The sequence below is a fragment of the Leptospira ainazelensis genome, from assembly GCF_016918785.1.
Taxonomy (GTDB): domain Bacteria; phylum Spirochaetota; class Leptospiria; order Leptospirales; family Leptospiraceae; genus Leptospira; species Leptospira ainazelensis.
The window spans coordinates 511,113-530,670 of sequence record NZ_JAFFPT010000079.1 but is presented as its reverse complement, the minus strand read 5'-3'; the positions used below and the strand labels follow the sequence as shown (position 1 = coordinate 530,670).

Annotated in this window: 22 protein-coding genes and 1 pseudogene; 16 read left to right on the top strand and 7 right to left on the bottom strand. The window is 42.3% G+C overall.

Translation table 11 applies throughout. The annotated features are described in order from the left end of the window. Nucleotides 1-455 precede the first annotated feature (455 nt). Together JWG44_RS21375 and JWG44_RS22385 are read right to left on the bottom strand one after the other, a co-directional pair. The gene (locus JWG44_RS21375; protein ID WP_205277038.1) at nucleotides 456-1,190 is read right to left on the bottom strand and encodes a motility protein A; all 735 of its coding nucleotides are present in this window, start codon (nucleotides 1,188-1,190) and stop codon (nucleotides 456-458) included. Between the two features lie 573 nt (nucleotides 1,191-1,763). Then, nucleotides 1,764-1,945 (bottom strand): annotated as a pseudogene (locus JWG44_RS22385) (hypothetical protein). On the opposite strand from JWG44_RS22385, the gene JWG44_RS21370 reads away from it, so the two are divergent. From JWG44_RS21370 to JWG44_RS21330, 9 genes are all read left to right on the top strand, one after another. After that, entirely contained in the window at nucleotides 1,868-3,418 is a 1,551-nt protein-coding gene (locus JWG44_RS21370) for a cellulose synthase family protein (protein ID WP_205277037.1), read from the top strand. The pseudogene JWG44_RS22385 and the gene JWG44_RS21370 overlap by 78 nt on opposite strands. A 119-nt stretch (nucleotides 3,419-3,537) precedes the next feature. After that, nucleotides 3,538-3,819: a hypothetical protein gene (locus JWG44_RS21365; RefSeq protein WP_004459036.1), complete on the top strand. Its 282-nt coding sequence runs from the start codon at nucleotides 3,538-3,540 to the stop codon at nucleotides 3,817-3,819. Nucleotides 3,820-3,825: 6 nt separating this feature from the next. Beyond that, a complete protein-coding gene (locus tag JWG44_RS21360; protein ID WP_205277036.1) occupies nucleotides 3,826-4,986 on the top strand; it encodes an oxidoreductase in 1,161 nt (386 codons plus the stop codon). Beyond that, a complete protein-coding gene (locus tag JWG44_RS21355) occupies nucleotides 4,979-5,878 on the top strand; it encodes a hypothetical protein (protein WP_205277035.1) in 900 nt (299 codons plus the stop codon). Before JWG44_RS21360 ends, JWG44_RS21355 begins: the two co-directional genes overlap by 8 nt. Before the next feature lie 85 nt (nucleotides 5,879-5,963). Then, complete coding sequence (locus JWG44_RS21350) at nucleotides 5,964-6,425, top strand: PTS sugar transporter subunit IIA (RefSeq protein ID WP_205277034.1); 462 nt, start codon at nucleotides 5,964-5,966, stop codon at nucleotides 6,423-6,425. 2 nt (nucleotides 6,426-6,427) lie between these two features. After that, nucleotides 6,428-7,321: an ABC transporter permease subunit gene (locus JWG44_RS21345; RefSeq protein WP_205277033.1), complete on the top strand. Its 894-nt coding sequence runs from the start codon at nucleotides 6,428-6,430 to the stop codon at nucleotides 7,319-7,321. Then, a complete protein-coding gene (locus JWG44_RS21340; RefSeq protein ID WP_205277032.1) occupies nucleotides 7,318-8,079 on the top strand; it encodes an ABC transporter permease in 762 nt (253 codons plus the stop codon). Before JWG44_RS21345 ends, JWG44_RS21340 begins: the two co-directional genes overlap by 4 nt. After that, nucleotides 8,076-9,659, top strand: a complete 1,584-nt coding sequence (locus JWG44_RS21335; RefSeq protein ID WP_205277031.1) for a PEGA domain-containing protein — start codon at nucleotides 8,076-8,078, stop codon at nucleotides 9,657-9,659. The genes JWG44_RS21340 and JWG44_RS21335 overlap by 4 nt, the downstream gene beginning before the upstream one ends. Before the next feature lie 134 nt (nucleotides 9,660-9,793). Beyond that, entirely contained in the window at nucleotides 9,794-10,333 is a 540-nt protein-coding gene (locus JWG44_RS21330; RefSeq protein WP_205277030.1) for a DUF1564 domain-containing protein, read from the top strand. A 10-nt stretch (nucleotides 10,334-10,343) separates the two neighbouring features. On the opposite strand, the gene JWG44_RS21325 is transcribed toward JWG44_RS21330, so the two are convergent. Both JWG44_RS21325 and aroE read right to left on the bottom strand, forming a co-directional pair. After that, on the bottom strand, nucleotides 10,344-11,585 hold the full coding sequence (locus JWG44_RS21325) for a folylpolyglutamate synthase/dihydrofolate synthase family protein (protein WP_205277029.1): 1,242 nt from the start codon (nucleotides 11,583-11,585) through the stop codon (nucleotides 10,344-10,346). Then, nucleotides 11,582-12,454, bottom strand: a complete 873-nt coding sequence (gene aroE / locus JWG44_RS21320; RefSeq protein WP_205277028.1) for a shikimate dehydrogenase — start codon at nucleotides 12,452-12,454, stop codon at nucleotides 11,582-11,584. Before aroE ends, JWG44_RS21325 begins: the two co-directional genes overlap by 4 nt. 204 nt (nucleotides 12,455-12,658) lie before the next feature. Between aroE and JWG44_RS21315 the strand changes: the two genes are divergently transcribed. After that, complete coding sequence (locus JWG44_RS21315) at nucleotides 12,659-13,051, top strand: hypothetical protein (RefSeq protein ID WP_100785034.1); 393 nt, start codon at nucleotides 12,659-12,661, stop codon at nucleotides 13,049-13,051. Nucleotides 13,052-13,148: 97 nt separating this feature from the next. On the opposite strand, the gene JWG44_RS22505 is transcribed toward JWG44_RS21315, so the two are convergent. After that, nucleotides 13,149-13,274 carry a hypothetical protein gene (locus tag JWG44_RS22505; RefSeq protein WP_269752226.1) on the bottom strand — a complete coding sequence of 42 codons (126 nt, stop codon included), beginning with the start codon at nucleotides 13,272-13,274 and terminating at the stop codon, nucleotides 13,149-13,151. A gap of 76 nt (nucleotides 13,275-13,350) precedes the next feature. On the opposite strand from JWG44_RS22505, the gene JWG44_RS21310 reads away from it, so the two are divergent. Further along, on the top strand, nucleotides 13,351-14,016 hold the full coding sequence (locus JWG44_RS21310) for a hypothetical protein (protein ID WP_205277027.1): 666 nt from the start codon (nucleotides 13,351-13,353) through the stop codon (nucleotides 14,014-14,016). A gap of 8 nt (nucleotides 14,017-14,024) precedes the next feature. Continuing rightward, nucleotides 14,025-14,177 carry a hypothetical protein gene (locus JWG44_RS21305; protein ID WP_205277026.1) on the top strand — a complete coding sequence of 51 codons (153 nt, stop codon included), beginning with the start codon at nucleotides 14,025-14,027 and terminating at the stop codon, nucleotides 14,175-14,177. 180 nt (nucleotides 14,178-14,357) lie between these two features. Here JWG44_RS21305 and JWG44_RS21300 read toward each other — a convergent pair whose 3' ends face one another. Next, complete coding sequence (locus tag JWG44_RS21300) at nucleotides 14,358-15,125, bottom strand: glycosyltransferase family 2 protein (RefSeq protein ID WP_205277025.1); 768 nt, start codon at nucleotides 15,123-15,125, stop codon at nucleotides 14,358-14,360. Further along, complete coding sequence (locus JWG44_RS21295; protein WP_205277024.1) at nucleotides 15,126-15,818, bottom strand: histidine kinase; 693 nt, start codon at nucleotides 15,816-15,818, stop codon at nucleotides 15,126-15,128. A 2-nt stretch (nucleotides 15,819-15,820) separates the two neighbouring features. Between JWG44_RS21295 and JWG44_RS21290 the strand changes: the two genes are divergently transcribed. The 4 genes from JWG44_RS21290 to JWG44_RS21275 are packed head-to-tail and all read left to right on the top strand — an operon-like array spanning nucleotide 15,821 to nucleotide 19,555. Beyond that, a complete protein-coding gene (locus JWG44_RS21290; protein WP_205277023.1) occupies nucleotides 15,821-17,227 on the top strand; it encodes a hypothetical protein in 1,407 nt (468 codons plus the stop codon). Continuing rightward, complete coding sequence (locus tag JWG44_RS21285; RefSeq protein WP_205277022.1) at nucleotides 17,224-18,375, top strand: S1 RNA-binding domain-containing protein; 1,152 nt, start codon at nucleotides 17,224-17,226, stop codon at nucleotides 18,373-18,375. The genes JWG44_RS21290 and JWG44_RS21285 overlap by 4 nt, the downstream gene beginning before the upstream one ends. Nucleotides 18,376-18,379: 4 nt before the next feature. Beyond that, entirely contained in the window at nucleotides 18,380-18,841 is a 462-nt protein-coding gene (locus tag JWG44_RS21280) for a tRNA (cytidine(34)-2'-O)-methyltransferase (protein ID WP_205277021.1), read from the top strand. 45 nt (nucleotides 18,842-18,886) lie between these two features. After that, on the top strand, nucleotides 18,887-19,555 hold the full coding sequence (locus JWG44_RS21275; RefSeq protein WP_205277020.1) for an ATP-binding protein: 669 nt from the start codon (nucleotides 18,887-18,889) through the stop codon (nucleotides 19,553-19,555). The last annotated feature ends 3 nt before the right edge of the window (nucleotides 19,556-19,558 follow it).

The following is a 19,558-nucleotide window of genomic DNA, read 5'->3' as shown; positions in this document are numbered from 1 at the left end:
CTTGGAATTGGTTTTTAAAATCTCGAATACAAAAAACAGCCGGGTTTTTCGCCGATGTCACTTTAGGTTTTGCAAATAAGCAGTCTGCAACGTGGCAAGTGAAGAGCGATGTTGAAACTGAGTGATTGTTTCGATATCGCTTAAAGGCCGTGCTGGTGCGAATCCGAGTAAAAACAATCTCTATATTGTTATAGTATCACCTGAAAGATTCGTAAATAACTTTAACAATTCGGAAAAATGTGGGAACTCCCAAAATTTGGAAAAGGGAAATCATTTCGATTCTCAGAGGAAAACGGCGGGGTTTGAAAGTCCTTTCATAAGCGGGTTCTAAACAGGACTTACTTTGTCGGAAGAATCAAAAAGGAAGGGAACAACGAAGGTCCAGCCGAAGACGCTGAAAAAAGTGTGAGTTCCTACTTTTCAAAAAAAAAGAACTTTAGAAAATTCTAAAATACTCAACCGATAAAAGGCATCATTCTTTCCATGAGAATCCGACGGTTGTCCCCGCTCTGGAGAGCGATGACTCCTCGGATGATCGCTTGTCTGCGGTCGGATTGTTCTTTCGACCAAGCCTTGATACGATTTGCGAGAGGAAAGAAGACGAGGTTGGCAAAGGCGATTCCATAAAAAGTCGCGATAAAAGCGGTAGCGATTCCTTCTCCGAGCGCGCGGGTTCCCGCTCCTAAATTCTCAAGAACTCCGACGAGTCCCATGACGGTCCCGATGATTCCGACCGTAGGAGAAAAACCTCCGGCGGTTTCTAAGATCTTCGCGGAGTTTGCTTCTTTGTCTTCCATGGCGATTGCGGATTCAAAAAGAATTTCTTCTACCGCGCGGGGATCGGTTCCATCCACGATGAGTTGAACTCCTCTCTGGAGAAAGGGGTCTTGGATGGACTTGAGATTGTCTTCGAGAGAGAGGAGTCCGTTCTTACGAGCTCTTTCCGCAAAATCGAGGAAGAGTTCGCCGAGAGGAAGTTTGCGTCTTGGAAAAACGGCAGCCTGGAGATTGAGGAGGAGATCCTTCATCTGCTCCAGAGAAAAACTCGCGAAAGTCGCGCCCGCCGTTCCACCGATGATCAAGAGGAGCGCGGAGACTTTTAGAAAAGAGAGAAAGTGCGCCCCTTCCAGGAGAATCGCTATCAGGACTGATAAGAATGCGACGGAGAGACCAACGAGAGTAGGATTCATTTCCGCAAGAGTTCCCGCAAAGCGACGTTTTTACAAGAAGATTCTGTCTCATAGGAAAATCAATTCGGGGCGCATGCTCGGGCCGAATCTTTTGGAAAAGAGGGAGTTCCTACTTTTCGAAAAGGGCCCGATCACCAGGCTCTCGGCTCCAATCCATTCCTAAAAAGGATCTCCAAAAAGAAAGGGAGCTCGAGAAACGAAGGAATGGATTCCGCCTCGATCCTTTGCGCGGGGTCATTTCGAAAACCGAAGATTTTTCTGAGAGTGTGAGATCCTACTTTTAGAGCCCAAAAAAAGTAGGATCTCATACTTTTCTAGGATTGGACTTCAAAATCAGTCTCACAGAGGAATTCAAGAATTCTAAAATGGGGAGTTCCCGCAAAGATTGGGAAAGGCAATGGATCGAAGAGGCGGATTTCTTAAGAAAGAAATGTGGGAACTCTCACAAAAAAAGGGGACGGTACAACTTTCGTCCCCCGTCCGTTTCAAAATGAAAATTCGCAGTGGAAGGAACTTCAACCAGGGAGGTTGTTGTCCATCCATTCCCAAATATCGGCTTTAGGAGTTCCCACATTAGGCTTCTGGACAAAAAATGACCTTCCCTTTTAAAAAACTAAAAAATTGATGCACTGCAAAACCCTTTGACTTTTCACCTAAAGAATTTTTCCTGGCTAATCATGCTGACCGTCGTAACTGTACTGTTTTTGGCCATTTATGGGATCGACATAGTCGCTCTCTTTTTCTTCGGGATTCATACCTATATCATGGTATATCTCTACAAAAAGAACCATGCATACTGCGAATCCGAACCGGACAAGATTCTCGACGTCAACGATCCGAATCTTCCGGTTGTAACGGTTCAGCTTCCGATCTTCAACGAATTCTACGTTGTGGATCGTTTACTGGAAACCACAGTCGCACTCAAATATCCAAAAGATAAATTGGAAATCCAGCTTTTAGATGATTCTACGGACGAGACGGTTGAAAAGTCCAGAAAACTCATCGCTCACTACAAAGCCCTTGGATTCGACATTCATCATCTTCATAGAACCGGAGCGGAGCGCACCGGATACAAGGCGGGAGCGCTCGAAGCCGGAATGAAAGTTGCTTGTGGTCAGTATATCGCCATTTTCGACGCCGACTTTATGCCGGATCCCGACTTCCTCATCAAAACCGTTCCTTATTTCGAAGATCCACAAATCGGGATGGTTCAGGTTCGTTGGGGCCACGTCAACGCAGACTACAACGTTCTTACCAAAGCTCAGTCTTTTGGAATCGACGGTCACTTTATGATCGAGCAGGTCGCTCGAAACGGTTCTCACCTCTGGATGAACTTCAATGGAACTGCGGGAATCTGGAAAAAAGATTGTATCATCGATTCGGGTGGATGGGAGCACGACACTCTCACGGAAGATTTCGATCTTTCTTATCGCGCCGAAATGAAGGGGTGGAAATTTCGTTATTTTAAAGATATCGAATGTAAGGCCGAAATTCCAGCGATGATCTCCGCTTACAAGTCCCAACAGTTCCGTTGGTGCAAAGGCTCGATCCAGACCGCGGTAAAACTTCTTCCCAGAATTCTCCGTGCAGATCTTCCTTGGAGAATCAAGTCCGAGGCCATCGTACACTTAATCAATTATTCAGTTCACCCTCTGATGGTGATCAATATTCTTTTTAGCGCACCGTTGCTTTTGATGGACTACTGGTCCGGATTTAGCTTCTACGACCTTCCGATCGAAATTTTGATGGGAACCGCGGCGATTCTTTCCGTCGGATCGATCGGCCCGATGATCTTCTACGCGTATTCTCAAAAAACTCTTCACAAAGATTGGAAAAGAAGAATGGTTTATCTTCCTATTCTCATCATGATCGGAACCGGGATCGCAATCGTAAACACAAGAGCTTGGCTCGAAGCCATCCTCGGAATTCAATCTTCTTTCAAACGCACTCCAAAACTCAAAATTGAGAAGAGCACCGACGTTCTGAAAGACAGGCTGAAATACACAGTTCCTCTTGATTTCCATGTCGTTCTGGAGTTCTTGATGGGCTTTTACTGTTTAGGAACCGTAGTCCTTTCCTTTATGCTCGGAAAACCGCAAATCGTGGGATTCCTGGTCATTTACGCGATTGGATTCTTCTACGTAGGATATCTTTCCTTGAAAGAAGCGCTCTGGAATTTGGGCGCTTCCAAAGAGAAATCCGCGGAAGAACTTCCGGCTCAAGCTTAATCCGGTCTAACTAGCAGGGTAGGAATCTCTATTCTGCGGTTTTCTGTCGGAGCTTCTGCTTGACTTCGCACTTTTTTCTGAAAAATTGACAAAATACCGCTACTATTATAGGAACCCCGATGAGTGAGAAAGTTTACTGCGCCAATTGCCTACACTGCGTTACTGTTAGACAGTATGAATCCGAGGCAGACAAATACATTCTCCGCGTAAAATGTACAAAGAAAAAATGGTCCAAAAGATCCGGAGAAGAGAAACTCTATAAATACTTCACAGTTGCTCGTCGTATGCAAGTGAACTGCGAATTTTATGAGCCGATGGGTGAAATTCTTCCTTATATCAAAAATCTTAAGAAAGAACTTCCGATCAAAGACGAAATCTACATGGTGAAAACTCTCACCTAAAGAGTTTTGAAGCCCTCCGCTTTTACTCTCAAACCAGGATTGGTCCACGGAAAATTTTCCCGTAAGACCGTCCTGGAAGAACCCTTTACGCTCTTTCCCGAACCGGGAGCCCTCTATCTCAAAGAATTCCCCACTCGTGTCCGAGCAGGTGAACCACTTTTAAAACAATCCGTAGGAACTTTGCTTTCACCGGTGGACGGAATCGCGAGTTTAATCCAAGGTGAACATTCCACAAAGATCAAGATCGTTCAAGACGGAAGTTTTCAGCTTTCAAACGATACAGAAGTCGATCCTTCTCTCAAGTTGGGACAAGCGCTCGAAAGAATGGACGAACTCGGTTTGGTTTCTCTTGACTTTGAGAGTGTCACTCTTTCCTCTCTTTTTAAAACGTTTCGTTCCTCTTTGATCGTTCTTTCCCCTTATACAAAAACACAATCGGTGGATTTTCGGAAAATTCTTCTCGAAGAATTCAAAGAACTGCATATTCAATTTTTAGAATACCTTCGTCTTTGGTTTCCCGAAGCTGTGGTCAAGGATTTTATCCTCAACTCCGTTCCGTTTCGTAAATACGAATATCCGATGGGTTTCCCCCAGTATTTCGTAAAAAAAGCCCTCTCCCAAAAGACATTCCAAAAAGAGAATACTCTTTATCTTGGTCCGGAAACTCTTTATCACTTATACCGCGCTCTTTTTAAAAAGATTCCGTTTATCGAAAGACATATCAGCATCTATTACGTCGGCAAAAACGGCGGGCTCAAAAAAGAGGAATCTCCGATCAAGTTCCGCGACGGTCAAAGTCTGAGTTTTCTTCTTTTGGAAAAAAAGAAGGAATACCCGAACTTTACGTTCAATTCTTTTTTCGACGGAGGAGAATTCCATTCTTCTTCCGAAGAATATTACTTAGATATCTATAAACATCATTCCATTCTTTTTGTTGCGGGAAAGATCCGAGAACACAACGAATTACCTTGTACGGAATGCGGCGAATGCACCTACAATTGCCCTCTCGAGTGCAACCCGATCTCGCTCGTAACCGGGCAGGGAAAGTTTTCGTCCAACGCTTGTATCGAGTGCGGGATCTGCACCTTCTTATGTCCTTCCGGAATTTCTCTTCGAGATAAAATCCAAAAAGTAAAAACGGATTTAAGGGAGACGGCTCTTGTCTGAGTATCTTCTCGTAACCAAGTCCGGTTTTTTTCGGAAATCGGATCCTTTTTTTCCGGATCTTCTGATTTCGGTTCTTTCCCTTTTAGGGATCGTTTTTTTCGGAACGATTCCATTATGGATTTGTTATGGACTTCTTCTCACGACTTGTTTCGTTTATCAATTCGCAGTTGTGAAACGATTTGTTTATCCTTTGAAATGGGTGGTTCACACGGGGATTTATGTGATCCTTTTGCCTTTGCATCCGGGAACCGTTCTTTGGGCGATCCTTTCCGGAATGATCGGAATCGTTCTTTATTCTCCCTTGGAAAACCGTCTGAGGATTCAGATTCCTCTTTCACTCGTTCAACTTTTGCTCTTTCTTCTTTTTTATCTTCTTCTTCCAGCGGTGGATCTTTTTTCCGGTATTTCCTCCGAACCGTTGTTTTCTTATCGAGACGGCAATATCTCCGATATTTTCAGCGTCCTTTCTTATTCTCAGGATGGAAATTCTCCATGGAGATTTTCTTCGCTGGAAACGATGGGGGCGTATTCGATTCTTTTTCTCATTCCGGTCTTTTTAAAAAGACCTTTTGCGTTTCAGATTCCCGCGCTTTTTGGAGTCGGATTGATTTTGGGAGCGGGAAGTCTGGCTCAGGAATTTTCTCCGGTTCTTCTTTCCACTTGGATATCTTTCGCGATTCTTTTCGCTTCTCCGGGAAGAAATTTATATACCGCTTGGATTTATTCTTTGATAGGAGTTTTGGCGACGGGGGTCCTGTTTTATGTCATCCAAGTCCTGATCGTGTTTTACTTACCGCTTTTCACGTATTCCGTTTTCTATTTTTTCATTGAAGCCAGTTTGATCCGTATATTTCTGGGAAGCAGAGTCGATAATTTCGGGCAATTAGAGTAACCGAGTTTGTGGTTAGAATGATGATCTCGTATTGTAGCAAACATAAGAATATGAATAAAAAACACAGAGAGTCAGGAGCGATTCTATGAATCAATTATTGACTCTTCTTCATCCAGAGACTATCATTTTTAATTTAGAACCCGGAACCAAGGAAGAAGTCATTTCCAGACTTTTACAAAAAGCCGTGGAAACAAATCAGATCGATTCGGAAAACAAAGAGGAAATATTAGAATCTCTTTTGGCTCGTGAAAAATCGATGTCTACCGGAATCGGGAGCGGGGTTGCGATTCCTCACTGCTCCGTCAATCTTGTCGACGAACTCAAATGTGTGATGGGACTTAATCAAGAAGGCGTGGATTTCGATTCCATCGATCATCAACCGGTTCACATCTTTATTCTTCTGATCGTTCCCAAGACTAAATTTCAAGAACATATCAAGACCCTCGCTCAAATCGCAAAAGCCTTAAACGTAAAGGAAGACAGAGAAAAATTGATTCGTTCCAGATCCTTTGAGGAAATTCAAAAAGCTTTTTCTCGGAATGTTTAATCGTGCAGGGAGAAATCTCTAGGTTCCTTCTTTTTCTCGTAGCCCTGATTTTTTTTTCCGTTCTCTTCGGTCATCTTCGTTCCATAAATAAAGAATATCTCTACGCCGATTCTTCCTTTTCCAAGGAAGAATCCTTCCTGGAACGGAAAACTTTTCCGTCTCGTATCCTTTCTTTTGTAAAAGGGATTTTAACCTTACAATCCGGAAAAACCGTTTCGGGAGAATTGGTTTGGAAACATATTTCTTCCCGAGTTCTGCCGACCTTGCACCTCGCGATTTTTTCGGTCGGCTGGGGGAGTTTGTTTGCGATCGCCATCGCTCTTTGGGGCGGTAGAACGGAAGAGAGTTCGTCAAAAAAGTTTTTTTATTTTCTCAGTAATCTTGTTCTGTCGACGCCGGTTTTCGTTGTAGGCGTCATTTTACTTTTGATTTTTTTCGTTCGTTTGGAATGGTTTCCTCCGGGAGGTTACGAACCTTGGAACACGACCTATGTGATCCTTCCCGGGATCGCACTCGGTTCGAGAGTGTGGGCAAGAATCTATCAATTCGCGTCGAGTCTCACGGATTCCGAGTTGAAGTCTCCTTATGCTAAAATTTTACGCGCTCGTGGATATTCTAAAAATAGAATATTATGGAATCATGTTCTACTAAAAATTGTTCCGCTTTTGGCTGTTTTAATTTTGCTCGATTTTAGCTCGCTTCTTTCCGGCGCGATGATTGTGGAGGAAATATTTTTCTTTCCGGGAATCGGGAAATCGATGTATTACGCGATTCAGACGATGGACTCCGAACTTTTGAGCGCGCTTCTTTTTTACAGCGGTCTTACGTTTTATATTTTCAGCAGAATCTCTCTTCGATTTCAAGAAAACCTCACTGGCAAGGAGAGCGTCTCTTGATTTCTAAAGGGATTTTTTTCAGACTTCTTTTCGGTTCCGTCGTCTTGGCGGGTGTTCTTTGGAAAAACCCTCCGACCGATGTTTTTTTAGAGGATAGTTTTTGTTCAGTCGCGTGGAATCATCCGTTAGGTTGTGATCGTTTGGGAAGAGACGTTTTGAGTCTTTTTTCTTACGGTACGTTTTCGACACTTTTGTTTTCGCTCCCTTCCCGTATTCTTACTCTTATGTTTAGTTCCTTGGTTTGTTTGTTTCAATATTCGATTCCGTTTACCGGGAAATGGTTTTTTACTCCGATATCTTCAGTTTTTGTTTCGGTTCCTTCCCTTCTCATTGCGTTACTCACGATTCATGCTTTAGGAAACGGACCTTTGGTTTTGGTCGTCGCGATTCTTTTGGGAGATTGGGCTTTTTCGTATGAGACTCTTCAGAGTAAAATTCGAGAGACTGACGGAAGTTCTTACGTTTTAGCTTCTACTTTTTTCGGGGCTTCCAAAACGAATGTGTTCCGGAATCATATTTTTCCATCGGCCGTCCCTGTGTTGAAAGTTCTGTTTACGACAGGATTGCCCGGAGTAGTTATGACACTGGCGCTTTTCAGTTATCTTGGTGTCAGCGCGGGTAGTGATTGGTTCGGTCCGGGTTTGGGAGAACAGATTTCTTTTGCAAGAGATTACGCGTATTCGGCGCCTCTTGCCCTTGTGATTCCCATTTTCGGAATCGTAGGTTTGGTCACCGCCTTAAACGTGGATAAAAGATGAGTAGAGTATTTGCATTTATTTTAATATTAGCGATTTTGAGTGTTTCCATTTCGGCTCAAGGGATCGACGACTACTATCGATTCCCGGAGGCGGGGATGAGGGAAAGGATCACTTTTGAAACCGAAAGAAAACTCTGCGTTTTTCCGCTCAAAAATCAGAACGCGGACGTTAGTCTCGATTATCTGAGCAAAGGTTACGGAAGCGTTTTGTATTCCGGTCTTAAAGGTTTGTTTCAAATCTTCGATCCGGATATGATCCCGAAGAGCATTCAACACGGTTTTGGAAAACCCACCGGAAAAGAAAGACTCAGAAAGGGGGAATGGGACGCCGAGGTTCTGGATAAGATTAAGAACACAAAGGAAATCTCTCCTGACAAAGATCCTAGATTCTTAACTTTAAAAATCGATTATATTTCAAACGAAACTCCGCCCGAAGACACAACACTTTTTATTTCGGGAAACAAACAAGGTTGTTTTTATCACCTCGCTGGTTCGTATGAAAAAAAGAACGAATCTCAGATGGAATTAAAGCTCGTCTTAAGATCCTCAAAGGATGCGTCTAAGAAAGAATTCAAGGCTAAGACTAGCGTTAGACGCTCTTATCAGGAGTTGGACGGTTTGATAAACGAAATCAAAAAGGAACTTCTGGGAAAGAATACGATTTCATTCTCCTTTAAATCCGGAGAGATGGACGGAGTTCTTGTTTTTCTTGACGGGCAGTTCCTCGGAAAAACGCCTCTTCAAAGAAATGATATTCTTCCGGGAAATCACGTGATCAAATACTATATGGACGGTTTTAAGAGTCAGGAGAAAAGGGTTGCGGTTCAAGACGGCGGAAGTTTTGAGATGTTTCTTTCTCGTACTCCAAAAGAAGGTCTAATCTCCGTCACTTCCAATCCGGAAGGTGCGAACGTTTATCTTGGTTCCGAGTTTTTGGGTAAAACTCCTTTGGTCCGCGTTCCGGTTAAAACGGGATACAATCGACTTCGTGTTTCCATGGAAGGTCACGTGGATATATTAAAGGGTGTGGAGATGAAAAAAGAGGAAGAGGTGAAGCTCGATTTCGCTCTGAATCCGGGAGACAGCGTTACATATTATAAAAATAAACAGAACGTTTTCTTGGATCATTCTTATAACGACTTCTCGATCTATTCTTTATATGGGACTCTTTTGTTTTATGCCGGGTATTACTATTTTAATCTCAAGGCCAACGATTTGTATGATCGAGCTGGAAGTCAGGTGAGTCTGACTCGTTTGTTTCTTGCCGCAAACGTGGTTCCTCAAGATCAGTTTATCGGGATGTATTTATACGAAGAACGGATCATCCGCGAGGCAAATTCGGATGCCGGGAAATATCAGAAAATTGCCGGGAATTTTGGAAGACATCAAGGTGTGACCGGAGGAGTGATGATCTACGGAATGGCTCTTATGCTGGTCTTGTCTGCAACGTTTTATTTTCTAGGTCTGGATGAAGAGACCTTGGACGTAGGTGTAGTTCCTACGAGGGTTAACAATCCTTTTGCTATCCCCGGAGAGACGATGGAAATGGATTCTTATGCGAAGTTTAAATTGAAGTTTTAGACGTTTTTGACCGTTTCGCCTCCGATAATTCTTTTGTTTGATTCTTTCATTTTAGATTTTTCCGTTAAGAATTTTTTTTATAATTTTTTTTTGAATTCCTGCGTTTTCGAAAACTTTCCGGAAACGTATCTAGGATGGGAACTTTACTTTTAAACTCGGATCAGGAATTAAAATCGATTCTGCAAGAAAGGACTTCCGATGTGATTACTCTTTTGATTCCGAAAAAAACCTTACTTGGTTTGAGTGAGTCGGAAAAAAGAAAACTTCCGAAAAAGATTCCGAATCTTTTGAGGAAGTATGGAAAGTATCTGACGTCTTCGAGAAGACTGGGTTATAAGGCCGGAAAGACTCTTTATCAAAGGACTGAAGGTAAAGAGAATATGATTCGGATCAATGCGCGTGTTAGTACGGGAAGTTGGGCTCTTCTGGGCGCACTCGCGCAGGCGCATGGTGTGTCCCGCTGTTTTCTTTTTAATTATCTCCTCTGGTTGGATGAAATCGAAATGGATTCTCATCTCGTGGAAACCATGAACGAGGGAGCTCCCACGTTTCACAGAAACTACAGTTATATCCTCCACCTCGATTTGCTGAATAACAAGATAAGCCGCAAGTTACAATGCGTGCCGGAAAATTTTCTAAGCATTTTAGATTACCGAGACTGGTTCGGATCGTAAAAAAAACTTTCTAAATCATTTCCAAAACGATCGGAAACAAACGAAAACTTCCAAGGACCAAAATCGAATCCAAATCGCCGGGCTTCGATCGAATCGCCGCGCGCATTTCGTCTAAAGAAAAACTTTCATCCTTTTTAGAACTTAAAGGAAGATAAAAACCTTCCTCTTTCAGAAATCGGAAGCCGGCGATCGAACCGCTTTCTTCCGCCTTTCTTAAAAGTTCCAAAATTCCGACTCCGTCTTTGTCTTTTAAAAGCCCCGCAATCACCTGAAACTTTTTTTCCGGGAAGATAGAATTCAGACTTCGAAACGTCTCCGAAAACGCATCCGGATTGTGCGCAGGGTCAAAGACTAACAAAGGAGAATTTCTCAAAACCGTAAGTCTCCCCGACGGTAAGGAAACATCGGTTTCCGCTTGGGCAAAATTCAAAACGTTCGATTTCGTTTTAGAATTTCTCATCCGCTCCAAGTCTAAAATTTTCTCGTAAACTCGAAACGAGAAAGAACGATTCCGAGTCAGATAATCGGCGTTCAACGGCTCTTCTCTAATAATTTCATAAGGAATCTTATGTTCAACGCAGAATTCTTCGATTCTTCCGTTGAGTTCAGATTCTTTCTGTTCCATTGCAAAAAGGGCGTTCGTATTCTTGGAACAAATACCCAATTTTTCTTCTATAATTTCTAATTTAGAATTTCCTAATATTTCTTTGTGATCGAGCCCGATCGAACCTAATACTACGACATCGGGATCGGCAAGTTTGGTAGCGTCCAATCTTCCTCCAAGGCCCGCCTCGTAGATTTGAATTTCGGCCGATTCATTTTCAAAAAAAAGAAACGCAGCGCATGTGAATAATTCGAAAAAGGAGAATGTCTTGAGATCCGAGCCGGCTCCCCGGACTTCCATTTCGCTTAACAAACCGTCCAATTCCGCTTTAAGAATTTGTCGAAAGGGCTCCGACTTTGATCCGATTCGAATTCTTTCCAGAGGAGAAAGAAGATGCGGGGAAGTATAAAGCCCCGTCTTGAAATTCGAAAGTCGAAAGTATTCTCCCAAAAAATGGGTAATCGAACCTTTTGCGTTTGTTCCGACGACCGAGATTCTACAGAGAGTTTCTTTTTTTCTTCGATCCCATCCGTATTTTTTTAGAATATTCTCAAACGGCTTCAAAGAATAATCCGAGAATACGTTGAAATTTCTCGTTTTCTCCAGGTTGGAAAGTTGGGATATAAATTCGAAAAAATCGGAACTCATCGATTTGCTAATGCGACAGACAATCTTTCTCTTGTCTTTTTGATATCGTTCGAATCCGGAATCACTCCGGTAAAAAGTTCGAACTGTTTCATTGCCTGATACAAAAGCATCTCGGAGCCCGGAATGATTTTAGCTCCAGCGTTTTTGGCGGCCTTGACCAAAGGTGTTTCCAGAGGATTGTATACGATATCAAAAACAGTCATCGAAGAATCAAAAAATTCTTCTCCCAGAAATGGACCCGGTGATTGACCTTTCATTCCAAGGGGAGTCGTATGAACGATCAACGAGAATTGAGCCCTAAGAGAAAAAATTTCCGCAGGATCCACAAACAACGCTTTGGTGGAAGAATTCTCCGTGATCAAAGAACAGATTTCTTTTCCTGTTTTTTCGTTTCTGGAACAAAGAATGAGTTCCGTAATTTTACCGGAAGCGGCGAGACTATAGGCGATTCCTCGTGCGCTTCCCCCGCTTCCAAGAATCAAGGTTTTTCCCCGGCTCATGGATTCCGGAGACCATTCTAAAATGGAAAGAAAAGCGCCTTCTCCGTCCGTATTATATGCGTTAATCGAATCCTTCTTCAAAACCAAAGTGTTGGAGGCCTTCATGATTTTCGACGATTCGTCGGCCTCGTCTGAAAGTGCAAACGCTCTTTCTTTGTGGGGAATCGTAACGGAAAGTCCGCTGACCCCGGATTTTTGAAGTTCTAAGACGATCTTTCGATCGAATTCTTGGGTTTCAAAAACTTGGTAGGAAGCATTCATTCCTTTGTCTTTATAAATTGAATTGTGAATGAGTGGGGAAAGGGAATGGGAAAGGGGAAAGCCAGCTATACCAAAAGTCGTAGCGGGTTGATTTGTTTCGTTGTTCAAACTTGGAATTCTCTTTTTTTACGAGCTTCTTTCTAAAATCAAATCCTTCAGCGTTTTCAGTTCTTCACCTGGAAACTTATAAAATAGAACATCGGTTGCGGGAGATTGGACTTTTTTGCTCCTGAAGAAGCAAGTTTTGGAGCGAGTCGTAAAATGAGTCGACTAAAAGACAATTCCCGAAAATGCTGTATTGGAATGAGCCTACTGAATTTACCTGATTCTTTTTTACACGGACTGGGTGCACAACTCTTTTTGGCGCCGCTTGCTTCTTTTTCAGGCTCTCCCTGGTGGACAACTATTCTCGATGTTCTCTTCGTTGTGGGAATCTCCGGGGGACTTTCTTGGTATTATTACTACTACAAACGAAAGGATCTTCTCGGCGGTTTTTGGGGAGCCTTGATCGTAGCGCTTCTCGGGTCTCTCATCATTCTTTCTCTCCTTCAAGATTTTATTCGTTCCATAGTTCTCTGGTTGATCTCACCCAAATTCGGCATCTATCAAATCTCAAACGTAAACTTACTCGCGGTTCTCCTGGGCGGCTTGCTCGCTCTCTACATCATGAACCGTATCAACCACAACAAAGAAAGAAGGGACTAACGCCGAGAGGCGTTAGCTGAGTTCACCGCGCCGACCCATAGAATTGATTGTGTCAATCAATTCTGGACGAGTTTGCTTTGGATACTTTGTCTGCGAGCTATGTAGACCTATAAAGTTGAATCATGGTTAAGATCGATTCGGGACAAAGTCTTCTTACCATGATCAAATCATGATCTTCGGTATCGTTTTTTAGATATTCGTTGTGATCGAGTGTTGGAAACATCTAATTGAAGTAATATTGGAATTGAATCTTATAAAAGTTTTTAAAAAATATCAATATCAGAGAGGAATATTTGCAGATGGAAATTTCAGATCTGGCGCTCAGAATCATTATCGTACTGATTCCAGGATTTCTCACTACATTACTATTTCGTTATCTTAGCACACATAAGGATTATTCAAATTTTTATTTTATAGTTTTATCATCGGTTTTCGGGTTATCAAATTATTTAGTTTTGGAAGTCTTATTTCAATTATTGAATTTATTAAATTGTCTTTTTATTTTCATAAGAAAGCGGGATTTTATAGTAGAAAATAAGTTGTTCGTAAGCTTATGGGGAAGTTTAATTGATCGTTCTTTTAAAGTTGAACCGCTTGAAATAATATTTGCGTCGATGATAGCTTTAATTTCTGCAATATTCTATACTTGGATATACCAAAAAAAAATAATTCTTAGATTCGCGAACGCAAAGTTACGTATCACAAATAAATCCGGAGACGATGACATTTGGTCACATTATTTAAATTCAAAGGATGTCACTTGGGTTTGGATTAGAGATTTTAATCATTCTCTAACCTACTTTGGTCAAGTTAAGGCTTTTTCAGATTCAGGTACCCAAAGAGAGCTTTTTATGATTGATGTTTCCGTCTATGCAATCAACGGTAAAAAAGAACTTTACAATCTAAATTCTGCGTATATATCATTGACTGATGGAATGTACTCCATTGAACAACCAAAATATTGAGAGGTTTTATGGCAGGTGAGAAAAAAGGCAATACTCAAATTGGACAGGATGGTCAAATAAAACCGATTACTGAAGGTTTTATGAAAGGGAATATTAAAAATAATACCGCTGAACCGAAACCAAATACTCCGCCGCCTCCACAGAAAAATACTAAAAAGTAACTCTTTATCTATTCGCGAAAGTTGGACCGTAAGAAGCGTTCAGATCTGATTCTTTAACTATATATCAAATTCTCATGACTGATAGTTTTTGGAAGTTTAAATTGTTAGAATGGATCTAAAACGGGAAATGATTTTTGATTAATGCGACGCTAAGAATTCTTTTCGGATTTTTTTTTCGAATCAGTCCGGCTTCTTATCCTTCAGATTCAACTCGTACAACTTAAGATACTTTAAGAAATTATAATAGAATCCGAAAACCGCCAATACAAAACCCTGTTTTCCGTCCAAAAAACCAAAACGGATCGTATACATCCAGAAAGCCTTGTAAAAACCTTCCATAAAAGCGAGAAAGAGTCCGCTCGTTTTTCCAGCTCGAAATTTTTCCTGGGCGCCTAAATCCGAATAGGCATTGATATAACGAATGTGATCGCTTATGTTCTTATAAGAATAATGATATACGGGCGCATTCAATTTTTCGCATATTCCATTGAGATGGACGGTTTCGTGAACGAGACCTCCGCCGAAAGTTCCTTTTACTTTTTGAAAAAGACGAATTCTACGATTCGGATACCAGCCTCCGTGACGAATCCATTTCCCCAAATACCAGGTGAGCCTTGGCGTGGAATAACCGTCCGCTTTTGGCAGACCATTCTTAAATAAGTTTAGAATTTCCTCTTTTAGATCGGGAGAAACTTCTTCGTCCGCGTCGAGGGTCAAAACCCAATCGTTGGTCACGAGAGAAAGCGCGAAATTCTTCTGACTTACATAGTCGTCGAACTTTCTCTCCTGCACTTTCGCGTCGTATTTTTTCGCAATTTCAACGGTCTTGTCCTTGGACCCTGAATCCACTACGACGATCTCGGAAACAAAGTCCAGGGGTTTGAGACAACGCTCTAAATTGTCTTCTTCGTTGAGAGTGATGATACAAACCGAAAGGGGAAGTCGCATTTAATTCTTATGATTTAATTTTCGGATGCTCTGAAAGTCGGGGGTCAGCGGAATTTCCAATCTTGCGATCGTAACGTCTTCTCGAATGATGATTCTAAAATAAGAAGGGTCGATTCCTTCTCCTTTAAGCATGATAAGAATGAGTGCAAGTCCGATTCCCGCGCCTTCCGTATTGTCCGCATTGTCCAAATAAAATTGAGCGATGTCGTTGTAACGCATTCCCTTTTCTAATTTTTCTCGGAGAGACTTTTCTTCCTGTTGAGTGACGGGAGCGTTGTTGATGACTTCGATTCGAATTCCATCAAAAGAATAATGAAAAGTAATCAGGCAATAGTAGCCTTGTTTTTTCGCCTTCTTTCCGTAGAGTTCGGACATCGCTTCGCTGAAAATACTCTTATATTCTCGAACACCTTTTTCATAATCGGATGCGTCGTTGAGATCGAGACCTTTTTCTTCGAAAAAAATCCTTTTTTGGTTTGCTTTGCAGGCGTTGATTGCCAACTCTTTTATTATAGTATAAACCGTAGGAACCAGAGTAGGATGAGTTACCTTATCCAGAATCAGACCGACTGCCTCTTGGATATGCTCTTCGACAGAATGAGTCATCCTGTGAGTTTTCAGAGACAGGATTTTTCCGTTCTCAATTGTTAGCCGGATATTGTCGGATATATCTCGGATTTCCTGCCCCATCATCCATGAACATTCCTGAATCTGTTTTGTTTGTCAAGAGAGTGATTGTTAGAACTAGAAAAAAGGAGCGTCTTTTAGAAACAAAGATACGACGCTTTCTTTTTAAGCTGACTGCATTTTCTTTGATGTTATTGTTTATCTCCCCATCGCTCTTTTCGGAGTCTTTGACTTTGAGCGGAGTGCGTTATCTGCTTCCCGGAAAAAAAGAATATTCGGAAGTGTCCGAGATTCGAATCGAAAACGGAAAGGTTCTCTCGATCAAAAAGTTAAATTCGTTTTCCGGAAAAGTTACATACGCACTTCCGGGATTTTGTGATTCGAATGTAACCCTTTCGACGGATTCACTCGGAGGACAAAAAGATAGAGCGGGAGTTTTTCTTTCTCTTCAATCTTTTTTGGCTCACGGTTTCACCGGAGTTTTTTCGGTGGGAGATCCTTCCTGGGTCGAAACTCTTTCCAAAGACGCGCAACGATCCGGAAAGTTTGTTCCTTGGGTTCGGAAGTCGGATTCTCCTTGGATTGCCGAAAGTGCGGAAACTAAGAATTTAGGAAACCTCCCAGGTTATATAGTGATACGTTCTTCCGGAGACGCGGTTGCGAGAATGAAAAAAAGACCGAATTCTCCCGTTCATCTTTTTTATCGTTATCAGGAAGGAGAGACGTTTGCCTTCGACGGTCCGTTTTTATATCAACTCAAGAAGGTCGCTGACTCGGAAGGAATCAGACTAGCGTTATCCGCCTTTGGGGATGAATTCAGCATTTTAGAAGGAATCAATTCCGGAATTCCGACTCTCTTTCATCCGGTTCCCGATGGAATCGCAGGAAGAATTTCTCCCGGTGTGTTTCGAAATTTGAATTGGGGCCCTATGTTTTCGGTTTACTATTATCAGAAACTGGCGGGAACTCCCGAGTGGGAAACGGATCTCAACTCCTTGAAGGAGTGGAGTCCATTCTTCGCAAAGAATCTTTCTCCGGAACCCGAATTCGCTGGTAAACTTTCGAACTTAAAGGACGAAGAAAGGGAGAATGCGGAGAGAGAATACAAATCCTATCTTGCTTTTTTAGTCAGACAAAAAAATCTGAGTCAAGGATTGCTTCTCGCTTCGGGTACGGGAAATCTTCACGTTCATCCGGGCATCGGAGGCTGGAAGGAAATGGAAATTCTTTCCTCCGTTTTGGGAAACGAAGAGACCATTCGGATCGCGACGGAATCCACTTGTTCCTTCTTGGAAGCTCCGCACGAAGGAAAAATTCGAGAAGGGAAGCCCGCTTATATCAACGTATTTACGGAAGACCCGATGATCAGTCTAAAAAATTTGAAATCTCTCCGCAAAACGATCGCCGGGGAAATTTCCTATCCGCCTGAAAAAAAGGAATCCACTTCCAGTCCAAAAAAGAGAGGGAAAAAATGAAAGAATCCGAAAAAGAACTCTTCGAGAAAATGTTAGACGCGTCCTTTAAAAAGAAAAAAGCGATGGAAGCCGGCACAAAAGTCACCGCGGTTGTGAACTCAGCCAAAAAAGATTTTATATTCGTTATCGCAAAGGATTCGAAAACACAGGGAATCATTTCTTCCGAAGAATTTCTTGAAACAGGTTTGCCGACTCCGGGAGACGAGATCGAAGCCTATTTCCTACGGGAAGATCACGGGGACATTCACTTCACGACTTGTTTGAGCGGAGAATCTCTCAACAAAGATCTATTAGAAATCGCTAAAAGAGCCGAGATCCCTATCTTAGGTCAATTTATTTCCGAAGGAGAATCCGGAGCCGAGGTCAAGATCGGAGAGTTCACCGCGTTCTGTCCTTTCTCTCAAATCGATCCCGAATTTAAGAAGTCGGGTTTGGTCGGAAAACGACTCAAGTTTTTGATTCAGGATATCGGGACTCGGGGAAAACTCATAGTCTCTCAGAAAAAAATTTCCGATCGGACGAAGGAAGCGAAACTCGGAGTTCTCAAACAGGAATTGAAAGAAGGAATGTTCGTCACCTGCAAAGTAAAAACGATCCAGAACTTCGGACTGATCGTGGATATGGACGGACTCAGCGCCCTCATTCCTATTTCCGAAGCAACGTATAAGAAAAATCCGGAACTTGAAAAAGAATTTCAAGTAGGACAGACGCTGCGTGCAAGAGTTCTTCGAATCGATTGGGAAACTCAAAAGATCGCCCTTACCGTAAAAGACTTTTTGAAAGATCCTTGGGCGCAGACCGTTCCTTTCAAAGAAGGGGACATCGTAAAAGGAACCGTGGATTCTTTGAAACCATTCGGTCTTTTTGTAAAGTTAGACGATCATTTTAACGGTCTTGTTCCGGGAAGAGAAACGGGAATTCCGAGCCGTGTTCCATTGACCCAGAGTTTCAAACCGGGAGACGTAGTTGACGTTTTTGTAATGGAAGTCAACCCGGAGAGAAAACAAATCTCTCTTTCGATTCAGAAAGCAAAAGAGATTCAAGAAAGAATGGACTATAGCGGATATCTGAGTACGGACACGAGCGGATCCACGAGTTCTTTCGGAGCGATTCTTCAAAATTCTCTCAATAAGAATAAGAAAAAATGATCCTATGTCCTTGCATATAGGTCTCTATAGACCGGAAATCCCTCCTAATACCGGAAACATCGCGAGACTCTGCGTGGCGTTGGGAGCGGATCTTCATATCGTAGGCCAGGCTTCCTTTGATCTTTCCGAAAAGGCCGCACGACGCGCCGGGCTGGATTATTGGGATAAGGTAAAAATTTCCCTTCATTCTTCTTTAGAAGAATATAAAGCGGCTCTTCCTCCGGATACGAATTTGTATCTTGTTTCGGTGCACGGCGAACGTTCTTACACGTCAGTGAAATATAAGTCGGGAGACGCTTTTCTCTTCGGAAACGAAACTTCGGGAGTTCCCTCGGAAATGAAAAATTCTTGGAATGATGAAAAGATCTTAAAAATTCCGATGGAAGATTCCTCCCGTTGTTTGAATCTAAGCAATTCAGTCGCCGTGATTTCTTATGAAGCGATGCGTCAAATCAAGTCCTGGTAAAAACGGATTTACACTTTCAGAATTCTGCATCTAAATGGATAAAGTATGAGCTTTCACCTCACAAGAGAAGAAATCGAAAAACAAATTCAGTCGATGCTTTCTCAGGGGTTGACCGGAACCGTAAACGATTTTTACGCCTGGATCCGGATGGAAACTCTTCGCAAATTTAAGGACGAACCCGATACCGAAAATTCCGCAGTCGCCGCGATTTTAGAATCTCTGGTGAACTCCGGTTTCGCAAAACTCAGCAAATTCAATCAAAAAGAATTTCACATTCATCCGGATCAAACCGAAGGAAAAAAAATTCCGTCTAAGGACAGTTATATTCTTCTCGGAAAAATCGCGTTTCAGCCGATGCAATACGTTCGAAGTCGTTTCGAATTTTTTCTAAAAAGCCAAGGCACTCAGGAAGACATCGTTATGGATCTTTGTATCGGAGCGCTCGAGGCCGTCGAGAATGCGGTAAAATACGGAGACGGAACCGAAGTCGAGGTGGAATATTCCATCGATCGTTCGCAGACTTTATTTATCAAAATCGTAAACAATCTCAAAGAGCTGAATTTGGAACAGGACATCGAAAGGGGAAAGTTTTCCTCCACTGCCACGCTGATGCGCGGTATGATGGTGATGCAAAAACTTTTCGACGAACTCGATCTCGAAATCCTGGAAGGACGAAAACAAGCTCAGTTCAACGCGAAAAAAAAACTATCTTAACAA